Origin of the sequence: Burkholderia sp. 9775_39 (genome assembly GCF_015712225.1) — a bacterium.
In the GTDB taxonomy this organism is placed as follows: domain Bacteria; phylum Pseudomonadota; class Gammaproteobacteria; order Burkholderiales; family Burkholderiaceae; genus Burkholderia; species Burkholderia cenocepacia.
In genome coordinates, this window is record NZ_JACCQC010000013.1 from 88,625 (window position 1) to 106,226 (window position 17,602).

Here is a 17,602-nt window from a genome sequence, read left to right on the forward strand (position 1 = left end):
GGAAACGTGAACATGGAGACGAACGAAACCTTTGCGCTGCTCGACGCGACGCGCGCGTTTCTCGCGAAGCCGAAGCAGATGCTGATCGGCGCCGAATGGAGCGATGCCGCGTCGGGCCGCCAGCTCGATGTGGTGAACCCGGCCGACGGCACCGTGATTGCGCGCGTGCCCGAAGCGGACGAGCGCGACGTGCAGCAGGCGGTCGCCGCCGCGCGCCGCGCCTTCGATGCGGGCCCGTGGCGCACCGCGAAGACCACCGACCGCGAGCGCCTGATGCTCGTGCTGGCCGACCTGATCGAAGCCAACGCGCGCGAGCTGGCCGAGATCGAATCGCTGGACAACGGCAAGCCGGTGATGGTCGCGCAGGGGCTCGACGTCGCGATGGCCGCGCAGTGCTTCCGCTACATGGCCGGCTGGGCGACGAAGATCGAAGGCAGCGTGATCGATGCCGGCATGCCGTACCTGCCGGACAGCGAGATCTTCGCCTATACGAGAAAGGAACCCGTGGGCGTGGTCGGCGCGATCATCCCGTGGAATTTCCCGCTGCTGATGGCCGCGTGGAAAATCGCGCCGGCGCTCGCGACCGGCTGCACCGTCGTGCTGAAGCCTGCTGAGGATACGCCGTTGAGCGCGCTGCGGCTGGGCGAGCTGATCCAGGCGGCCGGGTTTCCGGACGGTGTCGTCAATATCGTCACCGGCTACGGTCACACGGCGGGCGCCGCGTTGTCGCGCGATCCGCGCATCGACAAGATCGCGTTCACCGGATCGACGCAGACGGGCAAGACGATCGGCCACGCGGCGCTCGACAACATGACGCGGATGTCGCTGGAACTCGGCGGCAAGTCACCGGTGATCGTGCTGCCCGACGTCGATCTCGACAAGGCCGCCCAGGGCGTCGCGAACGCGATCTTCTTCAACCAGGGGCAGGTGTGCACGGCCGGCTCGCGCGCCTACATCCATTCGAAGGTGTTCGACGGCGTGATCGAGCGCGTCGCGAAGATCGCCGCGAGCCTGAAGATCGGCCCGGGGATGGACCCGGCAACGCAGATCGGCCCGCTCGTCTCGGCGAAGCAGCGCGAGCGCGTGTGCGGTTACATCGACTCGGGGTTCGGCGAGGGCGCGCGTGCCGCCGCAGGCGGCCGCGCGATCGACGGCCCCGGCTTCTTCGTCGAACCGACGGTGCTGGTGGATACGACGCAGGCGATGCGCGTGGTGCGCGAGGAGATCTTCGGGCCGGTGCTCGTCGCGATGCCGTTCGACGACGTCGATACGGCCGTGCAGCTCGCGAACGACACGCCGTACGGCCTCGGCGCGAGCATCTGGTCGAACGATCTGTCCGCGATCCACAAGCTGGTCCCGCGTATTGCCGCGGGCACCGTGTGGGTCAACTGCCACTCGCTGCTCGACAACGCGCTGCCGTTCGGCGGGATGAAGCAGTCGGGCTTCGGCCGCGAACTCGGTCGCGCGGTGATCGACCAGTACACGGAAAGCAAGTCGGTGATGATGAACTACGCGTGAGCGTCGCGGCGAGCGCGTGCGTGGCCGGCGGATCGGGAACGCACGCACGCGCTGTCAAGCGCGGATCAGCACGACCCCGAGGATGAGGCACGCCGCGCCCGCGACGCGGATCGGGCTCGCCGAATGCTGCTGGATGCCCAGTACGCCGAAGTGGTCGAACACGAGCGCGCCGGTCATCTGGCCGACGACGATCAGCGCGAGCGTCGTCGCCGCGCCCAGGCGCGGCACCATCAGGATCGCGACGCCGACGAATACCGCGCCGAACACTCCCCCCGTCCAGCTGAACCACGACCCCGCCCCGGAAAACGTGCCGCTCAGGCGCGGATGAGGCGACAGCAACGCGACCGCCAGCATCGCGGCGAGGCCGACGAGATAGCTGACCGAGCCGGCCCACCACGGTGAGCCGATCTGCGCACGCAGGTTCGCGTTGAGCACCTGCTGCAACGCCACGCTGATGCCGGCCGCCACGACCAGCAGGTAAGACAGGAGGGTAGCCACGACGATGAACGCTCCGCAAGGATGGCCGCAACGGTGATTCCGGCACGGAAGGCTTTCATTCTGCGGAGCACGCCGGTATAACGCAAATATCGAATCTGGCGTTCATCCATCTCGTTTCGGCATGCCATCACTCCGGCAAATCCAGTATTTCCTGACCGTGGCGGACCTCGGCGGCTTCACGCCGGCCGCGGGCGCGCTTCATGTCGCGCAGTCGGCGCTCAGCCGGCAGATCGGCCAGCTCGAGGACGAACTCGGTTTCGTGCTGTTCGACCGCAAGCCAAGGGGCGTGCGGCTCACGCCGGCCGGCGCGATCTACCGCGAACGCGTGGCGTCGATCCCGGCCACGCTGACGGCGGCTGCCGACGAAGGCTCGCAATTGTCGCGCGGGGAAGCCGGCGTGCTGCGGCTGCTGCATTCCAGTACCGTGCCCGTCAGCAGCCTGATGCCGGATCTCGACCGCTTCATGCGGGATTGTCCGGGCGCGCGGATCGATCTCGACCGCGCGTCGTCCGAGGATCAGGTGACCGAAATCGCGAACGGCCATGCCGATATCGGGATCGTTCGGCTGCCGGTGCTGCGGCGCGATGCACGCGTGCGCTTCGTCGAACTGGCGGCCGAGCGCCTGTGCGTGGCGGTGCCTGCCGATCACGCGCTCGCGGGCCGCAAGCGCATCGCGATCGCGCGGTTGCGGCGGGAGCCGTTCGTGTCGGCCGTGTATCGCGAGCGGGGCGGCCTCGCGCGCGTCGTCATCGATCTGTGCCTGAAGCGGGGCTTCGTGCCGGTGGCCGCGCGGATCGTGTCGCCGAAGACGTCGATGCTGAATCTCGTCGCGGCCGGCCGGGGCGTGGCAATCGTGCCGGCGCGGATGGCGAGCGTCGGGATCGACGGCGTCGTGTTCGTGCCGATTTCCGATGAAGACGCGAAGTCGGTATGCGCGCTGGTGCTGCCGGCGCAGCCGACGGTGCTGGCGCAGGCGTTCGCACGGGTGGTGACGGCGGGCTGAACGGCGCGCTTCCTGATCGACACGCGGGTTCGATCGAACCGACGTCATGACTCAGACGCGGTACCCCGCGTCGCGCATCAACCGCCGCGATAGCTCGCCGCGCGGGCCTTCCGCGTCGAATCGCGCGCCAAGTTTCGCATTCGCACCGCGCGTCACGCCGCGATGCATGGCCACGATGATGGCAAAAAGGGCGACGACGAAGAAAGCGACAAGCATCGTATTGCTCCTGGCCGAAGAAACCGGAGACGGACATCGCGACGGCCGGTCATGTTCGTCTCCGTCCATTTCAGTGATACGCAGTACCCGGGCCCGGGGCGGCGCGGCAACTGGCGGGCCGCGCGCGATCGCCCGGCGGCTTCCAGCATAGGGCCCGCCCACGGCATCCGGCGACGTGTCGGAAGTCTGTCAGCAAGGCCGTGGCGGAATCGAAAGGCGTGCGCCGCTTCCGGGCAATCCCGCCGATCCCCCAAAAAACCCCAAACCCCCGTCAGGAAAGCCTCAAGCGCAAGCTAGTGGTTTCCACTCATAGTCGCAAATAGGCAAGAACAGGTCGCCGCCGGTCTTCTCGCGGCGAATATGGCTCGTTACTTTTACTCCCACGATGCAGGCCGGCGCACACTCCGCGCACCGGCTGCCGCGAGACCAACCGGGAGGAATCGAACCATGAAGTCGACGAAGATCGCCGCGCTCGCCGCGGCCGTGCTGGCGACCGGCGCGTTCACGCACGCCGCGCTTGCCGAGACGGAGGCCGCGACCTGCCGCACCGTGCGTTTCGCGGATATCGGCTGGACCGACATCACGTCGACCACCGCGCTCGCGTCGACCGTGTTCGAGGCGCTCGGCTACAAGCCGACCACGACGATCGCGTCGGTGCCGATCTCGTTTGCCGGCCTCAAGAGCAAGCAGCTCGACGTGTCGCTCGGCTACTGGTGGCCCGTGCAGCAGAAGCAGCTGCAACCGTTCCTCGACAGCAAGTCGATCAACGTCGTCGAACCGCCGAACCTGTCCGGCGCGAAGGCGACGCTCGCGGTCCCGAGCTATGAATACCAGGCCGGCCTGAAGACCTTCGACGACATCGCGAAGCATCGTGCGGAGCTCGACGGCAAGATCTACGGGATCGAGCCGGGCAGCAGCGCGAACGCGACGATCCAGAAGATGATCGACACGAACCAGTACGGGCTCGGCGGCTTCAAGCTCGTCGAATCGAGCGAGGCCGGGATGCTGGTGACGGTCGAGCGCGCGATCCGCGAGAAGAAGTGGGTCGTGTTCCTCGGGTGGGAGCCGCATCCGATGAACATCCAGCTCAGCATGAACTACCTGTCCGGCGGCGACGCGGCGTTCGGCCCGAACTACGGCGAAGCGCGCGTGTACACGCTGACCGCGCCCGACTTCATCGCGCGTTGCCCGAACGCGGGCAAGCTCGTGACGAACCTGCGCTTCTCGACGCAGCTCGAGAACCAGCTGATGCAGTCGGTGATGAACAAGACCAAGCCGGCCGAGGCCGCGAAGGCATACCTGAAGAAGAACCCGCAGGTGCTCGATCCGTGGCTCGCGGGCGTCAAGACGTTCGACGGCAAGGACGGCCTGCCTGCCGTGAAGGCGTATCTCGGCCTGTAACGGCCGGCGCCCACGCGCTATCTGCAATGCGACACAACCCGAATCAAGCGAGGCATCCAGTATGAACCACGAAGTCATCATCACCTGCGCCGTCACGGGCGCGGGCGATACGGTCGGCAAGCATCCGGCGATTCCGGTCACGCCGAAGGAGATCGCGGCCGCCGCGATCGAAGCCGCGAAGGCCGGCGCGACGGTCGCCCACTGCCACGTGCGCGATCCGCAGACGGGGCGCGGCAGCCGCGACCCGAACCTGTATCGCGAGGTGGTCGACCGCATCCGCTCGGCCGACGTCGACGTGATCATCAACCTGACGGCCGGGATGGGCGGCGATCTCGAGATCGGCCCGGGCGAGGACCCGATGCGCTTCGGCAAGGGGACCGACCTGGTCGGCGGCCTCACGCGCCTGGCGCACGTCGAGGAGTTGCTGCCCGAGATCTGCACGCTCGACTGCGGCACGCTGAATTTCGGCGACGGCGACTACATCTACGTGTCGACGCCCGCGCAGTTGCGCGCCGGCGCGAAACGCATCCAGGAACTCGGCGTGAAACCGGAACTGGAGATCTTCGATACGGGCCATCTGTGGTTCGCGAAGCAACTGCTGAAGGAAGGGCTGCTCGACGATCCGCCGCTGTTCCAGCTGTGCCTCGGCATTCCGTGGGGCGCGCCGGCCGACACGGGCACGATGAAGGCGATGGTCGACAACCTGCCGCCGGGCGCGCACTGGGCCGGCTTCGGGATCGGCCGCATGCAGATGCCGATGGTCGCGCAGGCGATGCTGCTCGGCGGCCACGTGCGCGTGGGCCTCGAAGACAACATCTGGCTCGACCGCGGCGTGCATGCGACCAACGGCACGCTCGTCGAACGCGCCCGCGAGATCGTCGAACGCCTCGGCGGCCGCGTGCTGACGCCGGCCGAGGGCCGCCGCAAGCTAGGCCTGCCGGCGCGCGGCGAGCGACTGCTCGAACGCCGTGCGGTTGCCGAATTCGCGTGAGCCGTTTCACCGTCTCGCCGACTGACATGACATGGCGGCGTGCGTCTCCGCGCGGCCGCCCCCCGATTTCCCCTGATTTGAAGGATGCGTTGACATGGCTGTGAAGACCGACATCAAGACGTTTGCCGCCATCGGCACCGGCGTGATCGGCAGCGGATGGATTTCCCGCGCGCTCGCGCACGGTCTCGACGTGGTCGTGTGGGACCCGGCGCCGGGCGCCGAAGCGCGGCTGCGCGCGAACGTCGCGAACGCGTGGCCCGCGCTCGAACGCGTCGGCCTCGCACCGGGCGCCGATCCCGCGCGGTTGCGGTTCGTGTCGACGATCGAGGCGTGCGTCGGCGATGCGGATTTCATCCAGGAAAGCGCGCCCGAGCGCGAGGCGCTGAAGCTCGAACTGCACGAGCAGATCAGCCGCGCGGCGAAGCCCGACGCGATCATCGCGTCGTCGACGTCGGGGCTGCTGCCGACCGATTTCTACGCGCGGGCGACGCATCCGGAGCGCTGCGTGGTCGGTCACCCGTTCAACCCCGTGTACCTGCTGCCGCTCGTCGAGGTGCTCGGCGGCGCGCGCACGTCGCCGGAAGCGGTCGAAGGCGCGATGGAGATCTATCGCAAGCTCGGCATGCGGCCGCTGCACGTGCGCAAGGAAGTGCCGGGCTTCATCGCGGATCGTTTGCTCGAAGCGTTGTGGCGCGAGGCGCTGCATCTCGTCAACGAAGGCGTCGCGACCACCGGCGAGATCGACGATGCGATCCGCTTCGGCGCGGGCATCCGCTGGTCGTTCATGGGCACGTTCCTCACCTACACGCTGGCCGGCGGCGACGCGGGCATGCGACACTTCATGCAGCAATTCGGCCCCGCGCTCGAACTGCCGTGGACGAAGCTGGTCGCGCCGACGTTGACCGACGCGCTGATCGACAGCGTCGTCGAAGGCACGACCGAACAGCAGGGCACGCGCAGCATCAAGGAGCTCGAACGCTATCGCGACGAGTGCATCACCGAGGTGCTGAAATCGATCGCCGCGGTGAAGGCGCGGCACGGGATGCGATTCGAGGACTAGACGATGACGGGCGATACCCCGCTGACGATTTACCGCGACGTGGTGCGGCCCGAATGGGTCGACTACAACGGCCACCTGCGCGATGCGTTCTATCTGCTGATCTTCAGCTTCGCGACCGATGCGCTGCTGGATCGCATCGGCCTCGACGACGCCGCGCGTCGCGAGCGGGGCCGCTCGGTCTATACGCTCGAAGCGCACGTGAACTACCTGCACGAGATCAAGGAAGGCGCGCCGGTGCGCGTCGATGCGCGCGTGCTGGCGCACGACGCGAAGCGGCTGCATCTGTATCTCGAACTGTTCGCCGACGGGCATGACGACGCGGTATCGGCGAGCGAGCAGATGCTGCTGCACGTCAATACGCGCGGCGGTGCGAAGTCGGCGCCGTTCGACGACGACGTGGCCGCGCGCGTGGCCGAACTGCACGCATTGCAGCGCGATTGCGCGGCGCCCGCTTATGCGGGCCGCGTGATCGGGTTGCCGCCGCGGCGCTAGCAACGCGCGTCATCTTTTCCATCGTCATCCTCGATCGCGGAGCGCACACGATGCTCGAACCGGAAATCGCGGCGTTCGTCGCGGCCGTCGACGCGTGGTATCCGGCCGATGCGGCGGCGCGCTCGCCCGACGAGCAGCGCCGCCTCTACGACCGCTTCGCGGCCGAATGGACGCCGGCCGCGCTGCCGGCCGGCATCGTGCGGCGGGACGCCGTGTGGCACGCGCCGGACGGCCGCCCGATCGCGCTGCGGCGCTATACGTCCGCGCACGGCACGCCACGCGGCACGGTGTTGTTTTTTCATGGCGGCGGTTTCGTCGTCGGCTCGCTCGACAGTCATGCGCTGATCACCGCGCAACTGGCGGCCGATACCGGCCTCGATGTGATCGCCGTCGACTATCGGCTGGCGCCCGAACACCGCGCGCCGGCCGCGCTCGACGATTGCGTGGAAGTCACGCGCGCCGCACGCGATGCGCGCTGGCCGTTCGGGCCGTGCGCGCATCCGCTGACGCTCGCGGGCGACAGCGCGGGCGGGATGCTCGCGGCGGCGGTGGCGACCGCGCTGCGCGATGCGGGCGAACGCAACGTGGACGGCATCGCGCTCGTCTATCCGATGCTCGGTTTCGAACCGCAATCGCCCGCGCGCGAAACGGAAGCGCACGCGCCGATGCTGACGCTCGACGACGTGCATCGCTATCGCGCGCTGTACTGGAACGGCGACCTGTCGGCCGTGCTGCTGAGCGATGACCCGCTGCTGCGCGCGTCGGTGCCGCTCGAAGCCACACGCTTCGACGGCTTGCCGCCAGTGCTCGCGATCGGCGCCGAGCACGATCCGCTGCGCGACGATGCGCGCGTGTACGTCGAACGGATTCGCGCGGCCGGCGGGGTCGCGCACGGCTGGATGGGAGAGGGGCTGGTGCATGGCTGCTGGCGCGCGCTCGGAACGAGCCCGCAGGCCGCACGGATGCACCGGATGGTCGGCGGGTTCTTGCTCGCACCACACGCGTAGCGGGCGTTTTCGGGGAGGCAACGATGCAGGCAGCGGCGCAACACCGTATCGAGGACTGGCGGACGTTTTCGGCCGACGCGGCCATCGCGGCGGCGACGATCGGCGATGGCGCGGTGGACGTCGAGTGGAGCGACGCGCGACGCTCGCCGTTCCATTTCGACTGGCTGCGCGACAACTGCGCGTGTTCCGCGTGCGTGCACGCGATCACGCGCGAACAGGTGTTCGAGATCGCCGATGCGCGCGAGGATCTGTCCGCGCTCACCGTGCACGTCGAAACCGATGGCGCGCTGCATGTGGAATGGAACGACGGGCACCGCAGTGCGTGGTCGCCGGGCTGGTTGCGTGCGCATGCGTACGACGACGCATCGCGCGCGGAGCGTCTGGCCGCGCATCGGCGGCACGTATGGACCGGCGACGATGCGACGGCGATCGGCGTGTTCGCGTGGCGCGACGTGATGGAGGACGACCGCGCGTTGCTGGCATGGCTCGGCGCGTTGCAGCGCACGGGGTTGACGCTCGTCGAAGGCGTGCCGGCCGAGCGCGGCCGTGTCGACGAGATCGCGCGCCGCGTCGGCCTGATCCGCGAAAGCAATTTCGGCGTGCTGTTCGACGTCGAATCGAAGCCGCGCCCGGACAGCAATGCGTATACGTCGCTGAATCTTCCGCCGCACACCGATCTGCCGACGCGCGAATTGCAGCCGGGCGTGCAGTTCCTGCACTGCCTCGCGAACGACGCGACGGGCGGCGACAGCATTTTCCTCGATGGCTTCGCGCTCGCGGATGCGTTGCGGCGCGAACATCCGGACGATTTCGAGCGGCTCGCATCGACGCCGTTCGAGTTCTGGAACAAGAGCGCGAACAGCGACTACCGCTGTTCGGCGCCGGTGATCGGGCTCGATGCGCGCGGCCATGTGACGGAAGTGCGTGTCGCGAATTTCCTGCGCGGCCCGCTCGATGCGCCGGCCGGCGCGGTGACGGCCGTCTATCGTGCGTATCGGCGGTTCCTCGCGCTGGCGCGCGAGCCGCGTTTTCGCGTGCAGCGCCGGTTGCGGGCAGGCGACATGTGGGCGTTCGACAACCGGCGCGTGCTGCACGCGCGCACCGAGTTCGACCCGTCGACGGGCCGCCGGCACTTGCAGGGCTGTTACGTCGATCGCGACGAGTTGCTGTCGCGGTGGCGCGTGCTGTCGCGATTGGCGCCGGCCGGGGCTGCGGCCGCGGCGCGCTGACCGACACGCACGGCGCCTTCTCGCACACCTGTTCGGGAAAAAGCACCCGGACGCCAGGCGTCCGGGCGAAGCCACCCGCTGCCGGGCGGCGGAGGTATGCGTTTCACAAAAAAGACGAGCCCCGCGAAGGGGGCTCGTCCGGACTGCTTGACTTCAGCGCGCGACGCGCGGCGCCCGCCGGGGGCGCGTCGGCTTACTGGCCGAAGAAGATCGAGTCGCGTGCGTTCGACGACGCGGCAGCCGGTGCGCCCGAGTGGACGAGCGGAGCCGGTTGCGCGCCGTAGCCGCTGGTGTCGGCGCCATGAACGCGCGCTTCGGCGCTCTGGATGTCGTTCGGGTAGTACGGGCTCGACAGACCCGGCTTGTAGCCGGCCTTTTCGAGCTGGACCAGTTCGTTGCGCACTTGAGCGCGCGTCACGGTGCTTTGGGCGAATGCGCCGAACGAAGCGGACAGGGCGGCAGCGGCAACGACTGCGGAAACGAGCGATTTCATGGTGACCTCCGGTGTTTTATTGAGTTCGCTCTCGACACCATGTCTTGAGCGATTGATCAAATCTTAGTCACCGGGCGGTTCAGGGTAAACGCTTGATTTTGACGATAGATTGTTTCCTGTCTGGTAACAGTGGAGCGTCGAATCAGTCTTTCAACGGGCTTTCTTTTCGGTTGCCGTAATAAGTATGAAGAATATCGAGATCGCGCGCGGGCGGTTCAGCGTGCTTCGGCCGCCGCATCGAACGGCCGGCCCGGCGCGCGTGCGGCGGGCGCCCCGGCGCTGAGGAAGCGCACGCCCGTGGCGGCTTCCGAGGCCTCCCACAGCAATGCCGCCGACGCCACGTTGCGTGCCGCGCGCGGTACGCTCGCCGGCGCCGGCAGCCCGCGCGACTCGAACCAGCCGGACGGGCCGATGTACGCGCCGCCCGCCAGATCGGGCGACGTTGCCGCATGGATCGCGGGCAGCGCGCCCTGGTCGGCCGGCTGCGCGAGATAACGGTTCGCGGCACGCATCAGCGCGGCGCGGGCCGGGGAACTGTCCATCGCCGGGCCCGCGAACTGCAGGTTGGTCGCCGCGTAGCCGGGGTGTGCGGCGACGCTGATGCCGGCGAACGCCGCGCGCTCGAAACGGCGCTGCAACTCGATCGCGAACACGAGGTTCGCGAGCTTGCTGTCGCAGTAGGCGAGATAACGGTTGTAGCGCTGCGTGGCGCGCAGGTCGTCGACACGAATCCGGCCGCCGCGGTTGAAGCCGCTCGACATCGTGACGACGCGCGCCCGGCGCGCGGCGCGTAGCGCCGGCAGCAACTGGCCGGTCAGCGCGAAATGGCCGAGGTGGTTGGTGCCGAATTGCATCTCGAAGCCGTCGCGCGTGTGCCGCAGCGGCAGGAACATCACACCGGCGTTGTTGCAGAGGATGTCGACGCGGCCGTGGCGTTCGCCGACGTCGGCGGCGAAGCGGGCGATCGACGCGAGATCGGCGAGGTCGAGCGGATCGACTTCGACGCGGGCATGAGGATGAAGCCGGCGGATTGCGTCGGCCGCCTGCGCGCCGCGTGCGGCGTCGCGGCAGCCCATCACGACCGTCGCGCCTTTCGCGGCCAGCGTTTCCGCGAGCTGCCAGCCGAGACCGCTGTTGGCGCCGGTCACGACCGCGATCTTGCCGCCTTGCGCCGGGACGTGGCGCGCGCTCCATGCATGCATGTCTGCCTCCATTGGCGCAGCCGGTCGGCCGCGGCACGTAATCGTTACATTGAGTGGTGTAACGATAGTGCGGGCGGACGGAGCAGACAAGCGGGGGAACTAGACCGGCGCTTCTAGGGCTGGCGCGTGGCGCCGCGAGCCCGGCGCGCGGCCGGCAGGTGTTACCTGCTGCCGGCCAGCGCGAGTACTTCGGCGGCGGAGATCATGGCGGCGGCGTTCGCGGGGGCCGGGCGCTCGGCCGGGCGGAACACTTCGTCGCCGCGATGGATGACCTGGCGCGACAGCGCGCAAGTGCCGGTGCGCTGCGCGAAGCGGCGGCGCCAGCGCTGTTCGCCGTAGTGACAGCGGCCGGGTTCGACCCAGCGGACGACGAGCAGCGTATCGGAACGTTCGAGGATTTCGACGTGGACGTCGGCGGGATCGAGCGCAGGCAGGGATTTGGAGGCCTTCATTTTGCCGTTTCCTAAAGCCCGTGCGGGTTCGGCCATGGCAGTGGGGTGTCACTACCCAAGGGGGAATCCGTAGGGGTTTCCATGAGTGGTGCGCTAAATGTAAGCGTCTGTGACCGGAAAAAACATCCTGTCTGGCTCAAATTACCTTTTGCCGATTTAGAAACAATCCACGCTTATTTTCTTGAAAAACCAAGGACAAAAAGCCCCGGACGGGGACGTCCGGGGCGGAAAATCGGCCCGCGCGCCGTGTCTGCTCGCCCAGTCACGGGATACATCGCCGGAGGACGGAGGTGCCCGCAGGGATCCTGCGCGGGCGGGGAGGCGATGTACCGGAAGCGCGGTCCGGCAACGCCATGATGGCGTGCGCCACCCGTTGACACCCTGACGCGAACATGACTTTTTTGTCAGGTTGCGCCGCTCGCCGTGCCGAACGGCGCCGAAAAATCGGCGCAAAGGCCCGCCCGTATTGGCTTTGCGCGGATCGCCCAAGCAAAGCCTCGACGCCGCTCTCACGCCGAATCCTCATCCGCCGGACGGGTTCGCCAGCCCCGGGTAAATACTGAATTCCGATTTCGTGACAAACGCGGGATCCGTTCCTATGATTGGTTGGACCTTTAGTCCTTTGTGCCAATCGGCCGACTGGCGGCCGGCTTTTTCGGAGAGTGCTCATGAGATTGCAGGGCAAACGCGCGCTGGTGACGGCGGCCGGGCAGGGCATCGGCCGTGCGACCGCGCTGCGGTTCGCGCGCGAGGGCGCCGACGTGCTGGCGACCGACATCAACGAAGCCGCGCTGGTGCGGCTCGAAGCCGACGCCGAGCGCGCGGGCGGACGGCTGGTCACGCGGCGGCTCGACGTCACCGACGCGAACGAGGTGGCCGCGCTCGCCGCGAGCGAACGCGCATTCGACGTGCTGTTCAACTGCGCGGGCTACGTGCACCACGGCTCGATCCTCGACTGCGACGACGACGCGTGGGCGTTCTCGCTGAACCTGAACGTCACGTCGATGTACCGGCTGATCCGCGCGCTGCTGCCCGCGATGCTCGAAGCCGGCGGCGCGTCGATCGTCAACATGGCGTCGGCCGCGTCGAGCGTGAAGGGCGTACCGAACCGCTTCGTGTACGGCACCACCAAGGCGGCGGTGATCGGGCTGACCAAGGCGGTGGCCGCCGATTTCGTCGAGCGGGGCATCCGCTGCAACGCGATCTGCCCGGGCACGATCGAATCGCCGTCGCTCGAGCAGCGGATCGCCGACCAGGCGCGCACGCGCCACGTGTCGACCGACGAGGTGCGCCAGGCGTTCGTCGCGCGGCAGCCGATCGGCCGCATCGGCACCGCGGACGAAGTGGCCGCGCTCGCGCTGTACCTGGCGTCCGACGAAGCGTCATTCACCACCGGCACGATTCACCTGATCGACGGCGGCTGGTCAAACTGACCGCGTCAAACTGACCGCCCCTTTCCATTCACTTTCCGTTTCCGTTCGGACGACGATATGAAACTGCTGAGATTTGGCGACAAACACCATGAAAAACCGGGCCTGCTGGATGCGCAGGGCCACATTCGCGATCTGTCCGGCGTGATCGACGACATCGCCGGCGACGCGCTGACGCCCGCGTCGCTCGCGCGGCTGCGTGACATCCCGCCGTCGTCGCTGCCGCTCGTCGAAGGCACGCCGCGGCTCGGCGCGTGCGTCGGCCGCGTCGGCAAGTTCATCTGCATCGGGCTCAACTACTCGGATCACGCGGCCGAATCGGGGATGGAGGTGCCGAAGGAGCCCGTCGTGTTCGGCAAGTGGACGAGCGCGATCTCCGGCCCGAACGACGACGTCGAAATCCCGCGCGGCTCCGAGAAGACCGACTGGGAAGTCGAGCTCGGCGTGGTGATCGGCCAGGGCGGCCGCTATATCGACGAAGCCGATGCGCTGTCGCACGTCGCCGGTTACTGCGTCGTGAACGACGTGTCGGAGCGCGAATATCAGCTCGAACGCGGCGGCACGTGGGACAAGGGCAAGGGCAACGACACGTTCGGCCCGCTCGGGCCCTGGCTCGTGACGGCCGACGAAGTGCCCGATCCGCACGCGCTGCGGCTGTGGCTGGACGTGGACGGCCACCGCTACCAGAACGGCTCGACCGCGACGATGGTGTTCCGCGTGCCGCACCTGATCAGCTACCTGAGCCGCTTCATGAGCTTGCAGCCGGGCGACGTGATCTCGACCGGCACGCCGCCGGGCGTCGGCCTCGGGCAGAAGCCGCCCGTCTACCTGCGCGCCGGACAAGTGATCACGCTCGGCATCGACGGGCTCGGCGAGCAACGCCAGCGCACCGTGCAGGCCTGATTCCCTTTAACGGACGGTTCGTCATGCCTATCATTCGATCGATGCGCGTCCTCGACGTGCGCTTTCCGACCTCGCGCCAGCTCGACGGCTCCGACGCGATGAATCCGGACCCCGATTATTCGGCGGCCTACGTCGTGCTCGAAACCGACCACGACGGGCTCGAAGGTCACGGGCTCACGTTCACCATCGGGCGCGGCAACGAAATCTGCTGTGCGGCGATCGACGCGATGCGTCACCTCGTCGTCGGCCTGGACCTCGACTGGATCCGCGAGGACATGGGCCGTTTCTGGCGGCACGTCACGTCGGACAGCCAGTTGCGCTGGATCGGCCCCGACAAGGGCGCGATCCACCTGGCGACGGGCGCCGTCGTCAATGCGGTGTGGGATTTGTGGGCGAAGGCCGTCGGCAAGCCGCTGTGGCGGCTCGTCGCCGACATGAGTCCGGAGGAGCTGGTGCGGGCGATCGACTTCCGCTACCTGACCGACTGCCTGAGCCCGGACGAAGCGCTCGAGCTGCTGCGCCGGCAGGCGCCCGGCAAGGCCGCGCGGATCGCCGCGCTCGAGCGCGACGGCTACCCGTGCTACACGACGTCGGCCGGCTGGCTCGGCTACAGCGACGACAAGCTGCGCCGGCTGTGCCGCGAGGCGGTGGAAGAAGGCTTCGACCACGTGAAGCTGAAAGTCGGCGGGAACCTCGAGGACGACATCCGCCGCGTGACGATCGCGCGCGAGGTGATCGGCCCCGACCGCAAGCTGATGATCGACGCGAACCAGGTGTGGGAAGTCGACGAGGCGATCGACTGGGTGCGCGAGCTCGCGTTCGCACGGCCGTGGTTCATCGAGGAGCCGACGAGCCCCGACGACGTCGAAGGGCATCGCAAGATCCGCAAGGCGATCGCGCCGGTGCAGGTCGCGACCGGCGAGATGTGCCAGAACCGCGTGCTGTTCAAGCAGTTCATCGCGCGCGGCGCGATCGACGTCGTGCAGATCGACGCGTGCCGGCTCGGCGGCGTGAACGAGATTCTCGCGGTGATGCTGATGGCCGCGAAGTACGGGCTGCCGGTGTGTCCGCATGCGGGCGGCGTCGGGCTGTGCGAGTACGTGCAGCACCTGTCGATGATCGATTACGTGTGCATTTCCGGCACGAAGGAAGGGCGCGTGACCGAGTACGTCGACCACCTGCACGAGCATTTCGTCGAACCGTGCGTGGTGCGCGGCGCGGCGTACATGCCGCCGACGGCGCCCGGTTTCTCGATCGAGATGAAGCCCGAATCGCTGGAGCAATACCGGTTCCGCGGCTGACGCGGGGCGACGCGCGACGGCGCGCCGCGCGCGTCGTGCGCGGCGACAACATGAACGACGGAGACGCGAAGTGGATTTGAATCTGCAAGACAAGGTCGTGATCGTGACCGGCGGCGCGTCGGGCATCGGCGCCGCGATCTCGATGCGGCTGGCCGGCGAGGGCGCGATACCGGTGGTGTTCGCGCGCCACGCGCCCGACGACGCATTCTGGCGCGAACTCGTGCGCAAGCAGCCGCGTGCGGCGTGCATGAGCGTCGAGCTGCAGGACGACGCGCAGTGCCGCGACGCCGTCGCGCAGACCGTCGCGCGCTTCGGCCGCCTCGACGGCCTCGTCAACAACGCGGGCGTCAACGACAGCATCGGGCTCGACGCCGGACGCGATGCGTTCGTCGCGTCGCTCGAACGCAACCTGATCCATTACTACGTGATGGCGCACTACTGCGTGCCGCACCTGAAGGCGGCACGCGGCGCGATCGTCAACATTTCGTCGAAGACGGCCGTGACCGGGCAGGGCAACACGAGCGGCTATTGCGCGTCGAAGGGCGCGCAGCTCGCGCTGACACGTGAATGGGCGGTCGCGTTGCGCGACGACGGCGTGCGCGTGAACGCGGTGATTCCCGCCGAGGTGATGACGCCGCTCTACCAGAACTGGATCGCCGGTTTTGACGATCCGGCGGCGAAAGTCGCGGAAATTGCCGGCAAGGTGCCGCTCGGCCGGCGCTTCACGACGGCCGACGAGATCGCCGATACGGCCGTGTTCCTGCTGTCGGATCGCGCATCGCACACGACGGGCCAGTGGCTGTTCGTCGATGGCGGCTACACGCATCTCGATCGTGCGATCGGTTGAGGGCCGCGTTCCATGCAACCCGACCCGACCCCGAACACCCCGCCGCCGCTGATCGCGCTGACCGGCATCGGCAAGCGCTTTCCGGGCGTGCAGGCGCTCGACGATTGCCGTTTCGACCTGCATGCGGGTGAAGTGCATGCGCTGATGGGCGAGAACGGCGCCGGCAAGTCGACGCTGATGAAGATACTCGCGGGCGTCTACCAGCGCGACGCGGGCGAGATCCGGATGGACGGCCGCCCGGTGGAGATCGCCGACCCGCGTGCCGCGCAGGCGCTCGGCATCGGCATCATCCATCAGGAACTGAACCTGATGAATCACCTGAGCGTCGCACAGAACATCTTCATCGGCCGCGAGCCGCGCGGCCGCTTCGGCGTGTTCGTCGACGAAGACAGGCTGAACCGGGACGCTGCCGCGATCTTCCGGCGGATGCGGCTCGATCTCGATCCGCGCACGCCGGTCGGCCGGCTGACGGTCGCGAAGCAGCAGATGGTCGAGATCGCGAAGGCGCTGTCGTTCGACTCGCGCGTGCTGATCATGGACGAGCCGACCGCCGCGCTGAACAACGCGGAGATCGCCGAGCTGTTCCGCATCATCCGCGACCTGCGCGCGAACGGCGTCGGCATCATCTACATCTCGCACAAGATGGACGAGCTGCGCCAGATCGCCGATCGCGTGACCGTGATGCGCGACGGCAAGTACGTCGCGACCGTGCCGATGGCGGACACGTCGATGGACACGATCATCTCGATGATGGTCGGCCGCCAGCTCGATGCGCAAACCCGCACGCCGCCCGATACGTCCGCGAACGAGATCGCGCTCGAAGTGCGCGGGCTGTCGCGCGGCCGCGCGATCCGCGACGTCGGCTTCACGCTGCGGCGCGGCGAGATCCTCGGCTTCGCCGGGCTGATGGGCGCGGGCCGCACCGAGGTCGCGCGCGCGGTGTTCGGCGCGGACCCGGTCGATGCGGGCGAGATCCGCGTGCACGGCAGGGCCGTGACGATCCGCACGCCGGCCGACGCCGTGAAGTTCGGCATCGGCTACCTGTCCGAGGATCGCAAGCACTTCGGGCTCGCGGTCGGGATGGACGTGCAGAACAACATCGCGCTGTCGAGCATGCGCCGCTTCGTGCGCCGCGGCATGTTCCTCGATGCGCGCGGGATGCGCGAGGCCGCGCAGTCGTACGTGCGCCAGCTCGCGATCCGCACGCCGTCGGTCGCGCAGCCCGCGCGGCTCTTGTCGGGCGGCAACCAGCAGAAGATCGTGATCGCGAAGTGGCTGCTGCGCGACTGCGACATCCTGTTCTTCGACGAACCGACGCGCGGCATCGACGTCGGCGCGAAAAGCGAGATCTACAAGCTGCTCGACGCGCTGGCCGCCGACGGCAAGGCGATCGTGATGATCTCGTCGGAGCTGCCCGAGGTGCTGCGCATGAGCCACCGGATTCTCGTGATGTGCGAAGGCCGCGTGACCGGCGAATTGCGCGCGGCCGACGCCACGCAGGAAAAGATCATGCAGCTCGCGACGCAGCGCGAGTCGACCGTATTGTCCTGAATCAGACG

18 protein-coding genes are annotated in these 17,602 nt (G+C 68.1%); 13 read left to right on the top strand and 5 right to left on the bottom strand.

What is annotated here, in order from left to right:
• Positions 1–12: 12 nt before the first annotated feature.
• Complete coding sequence (locus H0X90_RS18975; RefSeq protein WP_006484740.1) at positions 13–1,518, top strand: aldehyde dehydrogenase family protein; 1,506 nt, start codon at positions 13–15, stop codon at positions 1,516–1,518.
• 54 nt (positions 1,519–1,572) lie between these two features.
• Here H0X90_RS18975 and H0X90_RS18980 read toward each other — a convergent pair whose 3' ends face one another.
• The gene (locus tag H0X90_RS18980) at positions 1,573–2,016 is read right to left on the bottom strand and encodes a DMT family transporter (protein ID WP_006498764.1); all 444 of its coding nucleotides are present in this window, start codon (positions 2,014–2,016) and stop codon (positions 1,573–1,575) included.
• A gap of 121 nt (positions 2,017–2,137) precedes the next feature.
• Between H0X90_RS18980 and H0X90_RS18985 the strand changes: the two genes are divergently transcribed.
• Positions 2,138–3,019: a LysR family transcriptional regulator gene (locus H0X90_RS18985; RefSeq protein ID WP_060211943.1), complete on the top strand. Its 882-nt coding sequence runs from the start codon at positions 2,138–2,140 to the stop codon at positions 3,017–3,019.
• Between the two features lie 51 nt (positions 3,020–3,070).
• On the opposite strand, the gene H0X90_RS18990 is transcribed toward H0X90_RS18985, so the two are convergent.
• The gene (locus H0X90_RS18990; protein ID WP_124550714.1) at positions 3,071–3,304 is read right to left on the bottom strand and encodes a hypothetical protein; all 234 of its coding nucleotides are present in this window, start codon (positions 3,302–3,304) and stop codon (positions 3,071–3,073) included.
• Positions 3,305–3,682: 378 nt separating this feature from the next.
• Here H0X90_RS18990 and H0X90_RS18995 point away from each other — a divergent pair, with 378 nt between their 5' ends.
• From H0X90_RS18995 to H0X90_RS19020, 6 genes are all read left to right on the top strand, one after another.
• Positions 3,683–4,636, top strand: coding sequence for a choline ABC transporter substrate-binding protein (locus H0X90_RS18995; protein WP_006498766.1), 954 nt, complete (start codon positions 3,683–3,685; stop codon positions 4,634–4,636).
• A 61-nt stretch (positions 4,637–4,697) separates the two neighbouring features.
• Positions 4,698–5,627, top strand: a complete 930-nt coding sequence (locus H0X90_RS19000) for a 3-keto-5-aminohexanoate cleavage protein (RefSeq protein WP_006484708.1) — start codon at positions 4,698–4,700, stop codon at positions 5,625–5,627.
• A 94-nt stretch (positions 5,628–5,721) separates the two neighbouring features.
• Complete coding sequence (locus H0X90_RS19005; RefSeq protein WP_058903445.1) at positions 5,722–6,687, top strand: L-carnitine dehydrogenase; 966 nt, start codon at positions 5,722–5,724, stop codon at positions 6,685–6,687.
• A gap of 3 nt (positions 6,688–6,690) precedes the next feature.
• Complete coding sequence (locus H0X90_RS19010) at positions 6,691–7,179, top strand: thioesterase family protein (RefSeq protein WP_077189099.1); 489 nt, start codon at positions 6,691–6,693, stop codon at positions 7,177–7,179.
• A gap of 50 nt (positions 7,180–7,229) precedes the next feature.
• Positions 7,230–8,186: an alpha/beta hydrolase gene (locus tag H0X90_RS19015; RefSeq protein ID WP_077189098.1), complete on the top strand. Its 957-nt coding sequence runs from the start codon at positions 7,230–7,232 to the stop codon at positions 8,184–8,186.
• Between the two features lie 23 nt (positions 8,187–8,209).
• A complete protein-coding gene (locus H0X90_RS19020; protein ID WP_060211938.1) occupies positions 8,210–9,415 on the top strand; it encodes a TauD/TfdA family dioxygenase in 1,206 nt (401 codons plus the stop codon).
• A 193-nt stretch (positions 9,416–9,608) separates the two neighbouring features.
• On the opposite strand, the gene H0X90_RS19025 is transcribed toward H0X90_RS19020, so the two are convergent.
• The 3 genes from H0X90_RS19025 to H0X90_RS19035 all read right to left on the bottom strand — a co-directional run bounded on the left by H0X90_RS19025 (position 9,609) and on the right by H0X90_RS19035 (position 11,562).
• Entirely contained in the window at positions 9,609–9,908 is a 300-nt protein-coding gene (locus H0X90_RS19025) for a DUF4148 domain-containing protein (protein ID WP_006484704.1), read from the bottom strand.
• 215 nt (positions 9,909–10,123) lie between these two features.
• Positions 10,124–11,110 carry an oxidoreductase gene (locus H0X90_RS19030; RefSeq protein ID WP_006484712.1) on the bottom strand — a complete coding sequence of 329 codons (987 nt, stop codon included), beginning with the start codon at positions 11,108–11,110 and terminating at the stop codon, positions 10,124–10,126.
• A gap of 161 nt (positions 11,111–11,271) precedes the next feature.
• On the bottom strand, positions 11,272–11,562 hold the full coding sequence (locus H0X90_RS19035) for a DUF3331 domain-containing protein (protein ID WP_006484717.1): 291 nt from the start codon (positions 11,560–11,562) through the stop codon (positions 11,272–11,274).
• A gap of 668 nt (positions 11,563–12,230) precedes the next feature.
• On the opposite strand from H0X90_RS19035, the gene H0X90_RS19040 reads away from it, so the two are divergent.
• From H0X90_RS19040 to H0X90_RS19060, 5 genes are all read left to right on the top strand, one after another.
• Positions 12,231–12,995, top strand: coding sequence for an SDR family oxidoreductase (locus H0X90_RS19040; RefSeq protein ID WP_006484753.1), 765 nt, complete (start codon positions 12,231–12,233; stop codon positions 12,993–12,995).
• Positions 12,996–13,052: 57 nt separating this feature from the next.
• A complete protein-coding gene (locus tag H0X90_RS19045; protein WP_006484749.1) occupies positions 13,053–13,895 on the top strand; it encodes an ureidoglycolate lyase in 843 nt (280 codons plus the stop codon).
• A 23-nt stretch (positions 13,896–13,918) separates the two neighbouring features.
• Positions 13,919–15,196 carry an L-fuconate dehydratase gene (locus H0X90_RS19050; protein WP_006484705.1) on the top strand — a complete coding sequence of 426 codons (1,278 nt, stop codon included), beginning with the start codon at positions 13,919–13,921 and terminating at the stop codon, positions 15,194–15,196.
• Positions 15,197–15,266: 70 nt separating this feature from the next.
• Entirely contained in the window at positions 15,267–16,043 is a 777-nt protein-coding gene (locus H0X90_RS19055; RefSeq protein WP_077189097.1) for an SDR family oxidoreductase, read from the top strand.
• A gap of 12 nt (positions 16,044–16,055) precedes the next feature.
• Positions 16,056–17,594, top strand: coding sequence for a sugar ABC transporter ATP-binding protein (locus tag H0X90_RS19060; protein ID WP_059721854.1), 1,539 nt, complete (start codon positions 16,056–16,058; stop codon positions 17,592–17,594).
• The last annotated feature ends 8 nt before the right edge of the window (positions 17,595–17,602 follow it).

Bases quoted from the DNA above. Each gene is read 5' to 3' on its own strand.
- H0X90_RS18975 (WP_006484740.1), top strand. From the start codon at position 13: ATGGAGACGAACGAAACCTTTGCGCTGCTCGACGCGACGCGCGCGTTT.
- H0X90_RS18985 (WP_060211943.1), top strand. From the start codon at position 2,138: ATGCCATCACTCCGGCAAATCCAGTATTTCCTGACCGTGGCGGACCTC.
- H0X90_RS18990 (WP_124550714.1), bottom strand. From the start codon at position 3,304: ATGGACGGAGACGAACATGACCGGCCGTCGCGATGTCCGTCTCCGGTT.
- H0X90_RS18995 (WP_006498766.1), top strand. From the start codon at position 3,683: ATGAAGTCGACGAAGATCGCCGCGCTCGCCGCGGCCGTGCTGGCGACC.
- H0X90_RS19000 (WP_006484708.1), top strand. From the start codon at position 4,698: ATGAACCACGAAGTCATCATCACCTGCGCCGTCACGGGCGCGGGCGAT.
- H0X90_RS19005 (WP_058903445.1), top strand. From the start codon at position 5,722: ATGGCTGTGAAGACCGACATCAAGACGTTTGCCGCCATCGGCACCGGC.
- H0X90_RS19010 (WP_077189099.1), top strand. From the start codon at position 6,691: ATGACGGGCGATACCCCGCTGACGATTTACCGCGACGTGGTGCGGCCC.
- H0X90_RS19015 (WP_077189098.1), top strand. From the start codon at position 7,230: ATGCTCGAACCGGAAATCGCGGCGTTCGTCGCGGCCGTCGACGCGTGG.
- H0X90_RS19020 (WP_060211938.1), top strand. From the start codon at position 8,210: ATGCAGGCAGCGGCGCAACACCGTATCGAGGACTGGCGGACGTTTTCG.
- H0X90_RS19025 (WP_006484704.1), bottom strand. From the start codon at position 9,908: ATGAAATCGCTCGTTTCCGCAGTCGTTGCCGCTGCCGCCCTGTCCGCT.
- H0X90_RS19030 (WP_006484712.1), bottom strand. From the start codon at position 11,110: ATGCATGCATGGAGCGCGCGCCACGTCCCGGCGCAAGGCGGCAAGATC.
- H0X90_RS19035 (WP_006484717.1), bottom strand. From the start codon at position 11,562: ATGAAGGCCTCCAAATCCCTGCCTGCGCTCGATCCCGCCGACGTCCAC.
- H0X90_RS19040 (WP_006484753.1), top strand. From the start codon at position 12,231: ATGAGATTGCAGGGCAAACGCGCGCTGGTGACGGCGGCCGGGCAGGGC.
- H0X90_RS19045 (WP_006484749.1), top strand. From the start codon at position 13,053: ATGAAACTGCTGAGATTTGGCGACAAACACCATGAAAAACCGGGCCTG.
- H0X90_RS19050 (WP_006484705.1), top strand. From the start codon at position 13,919: ATGCCTATCATTCGATCGATGCGCGTCCTCGACGTGCGCTTTCCGACC.
- H0X90_RS19060 (WP_059721854.1), top strand. From the start codon at position 16,056: ATGCAACCCGACCCGACCCCGAACACCCCGCCGCCGCTGATCGCGCTG.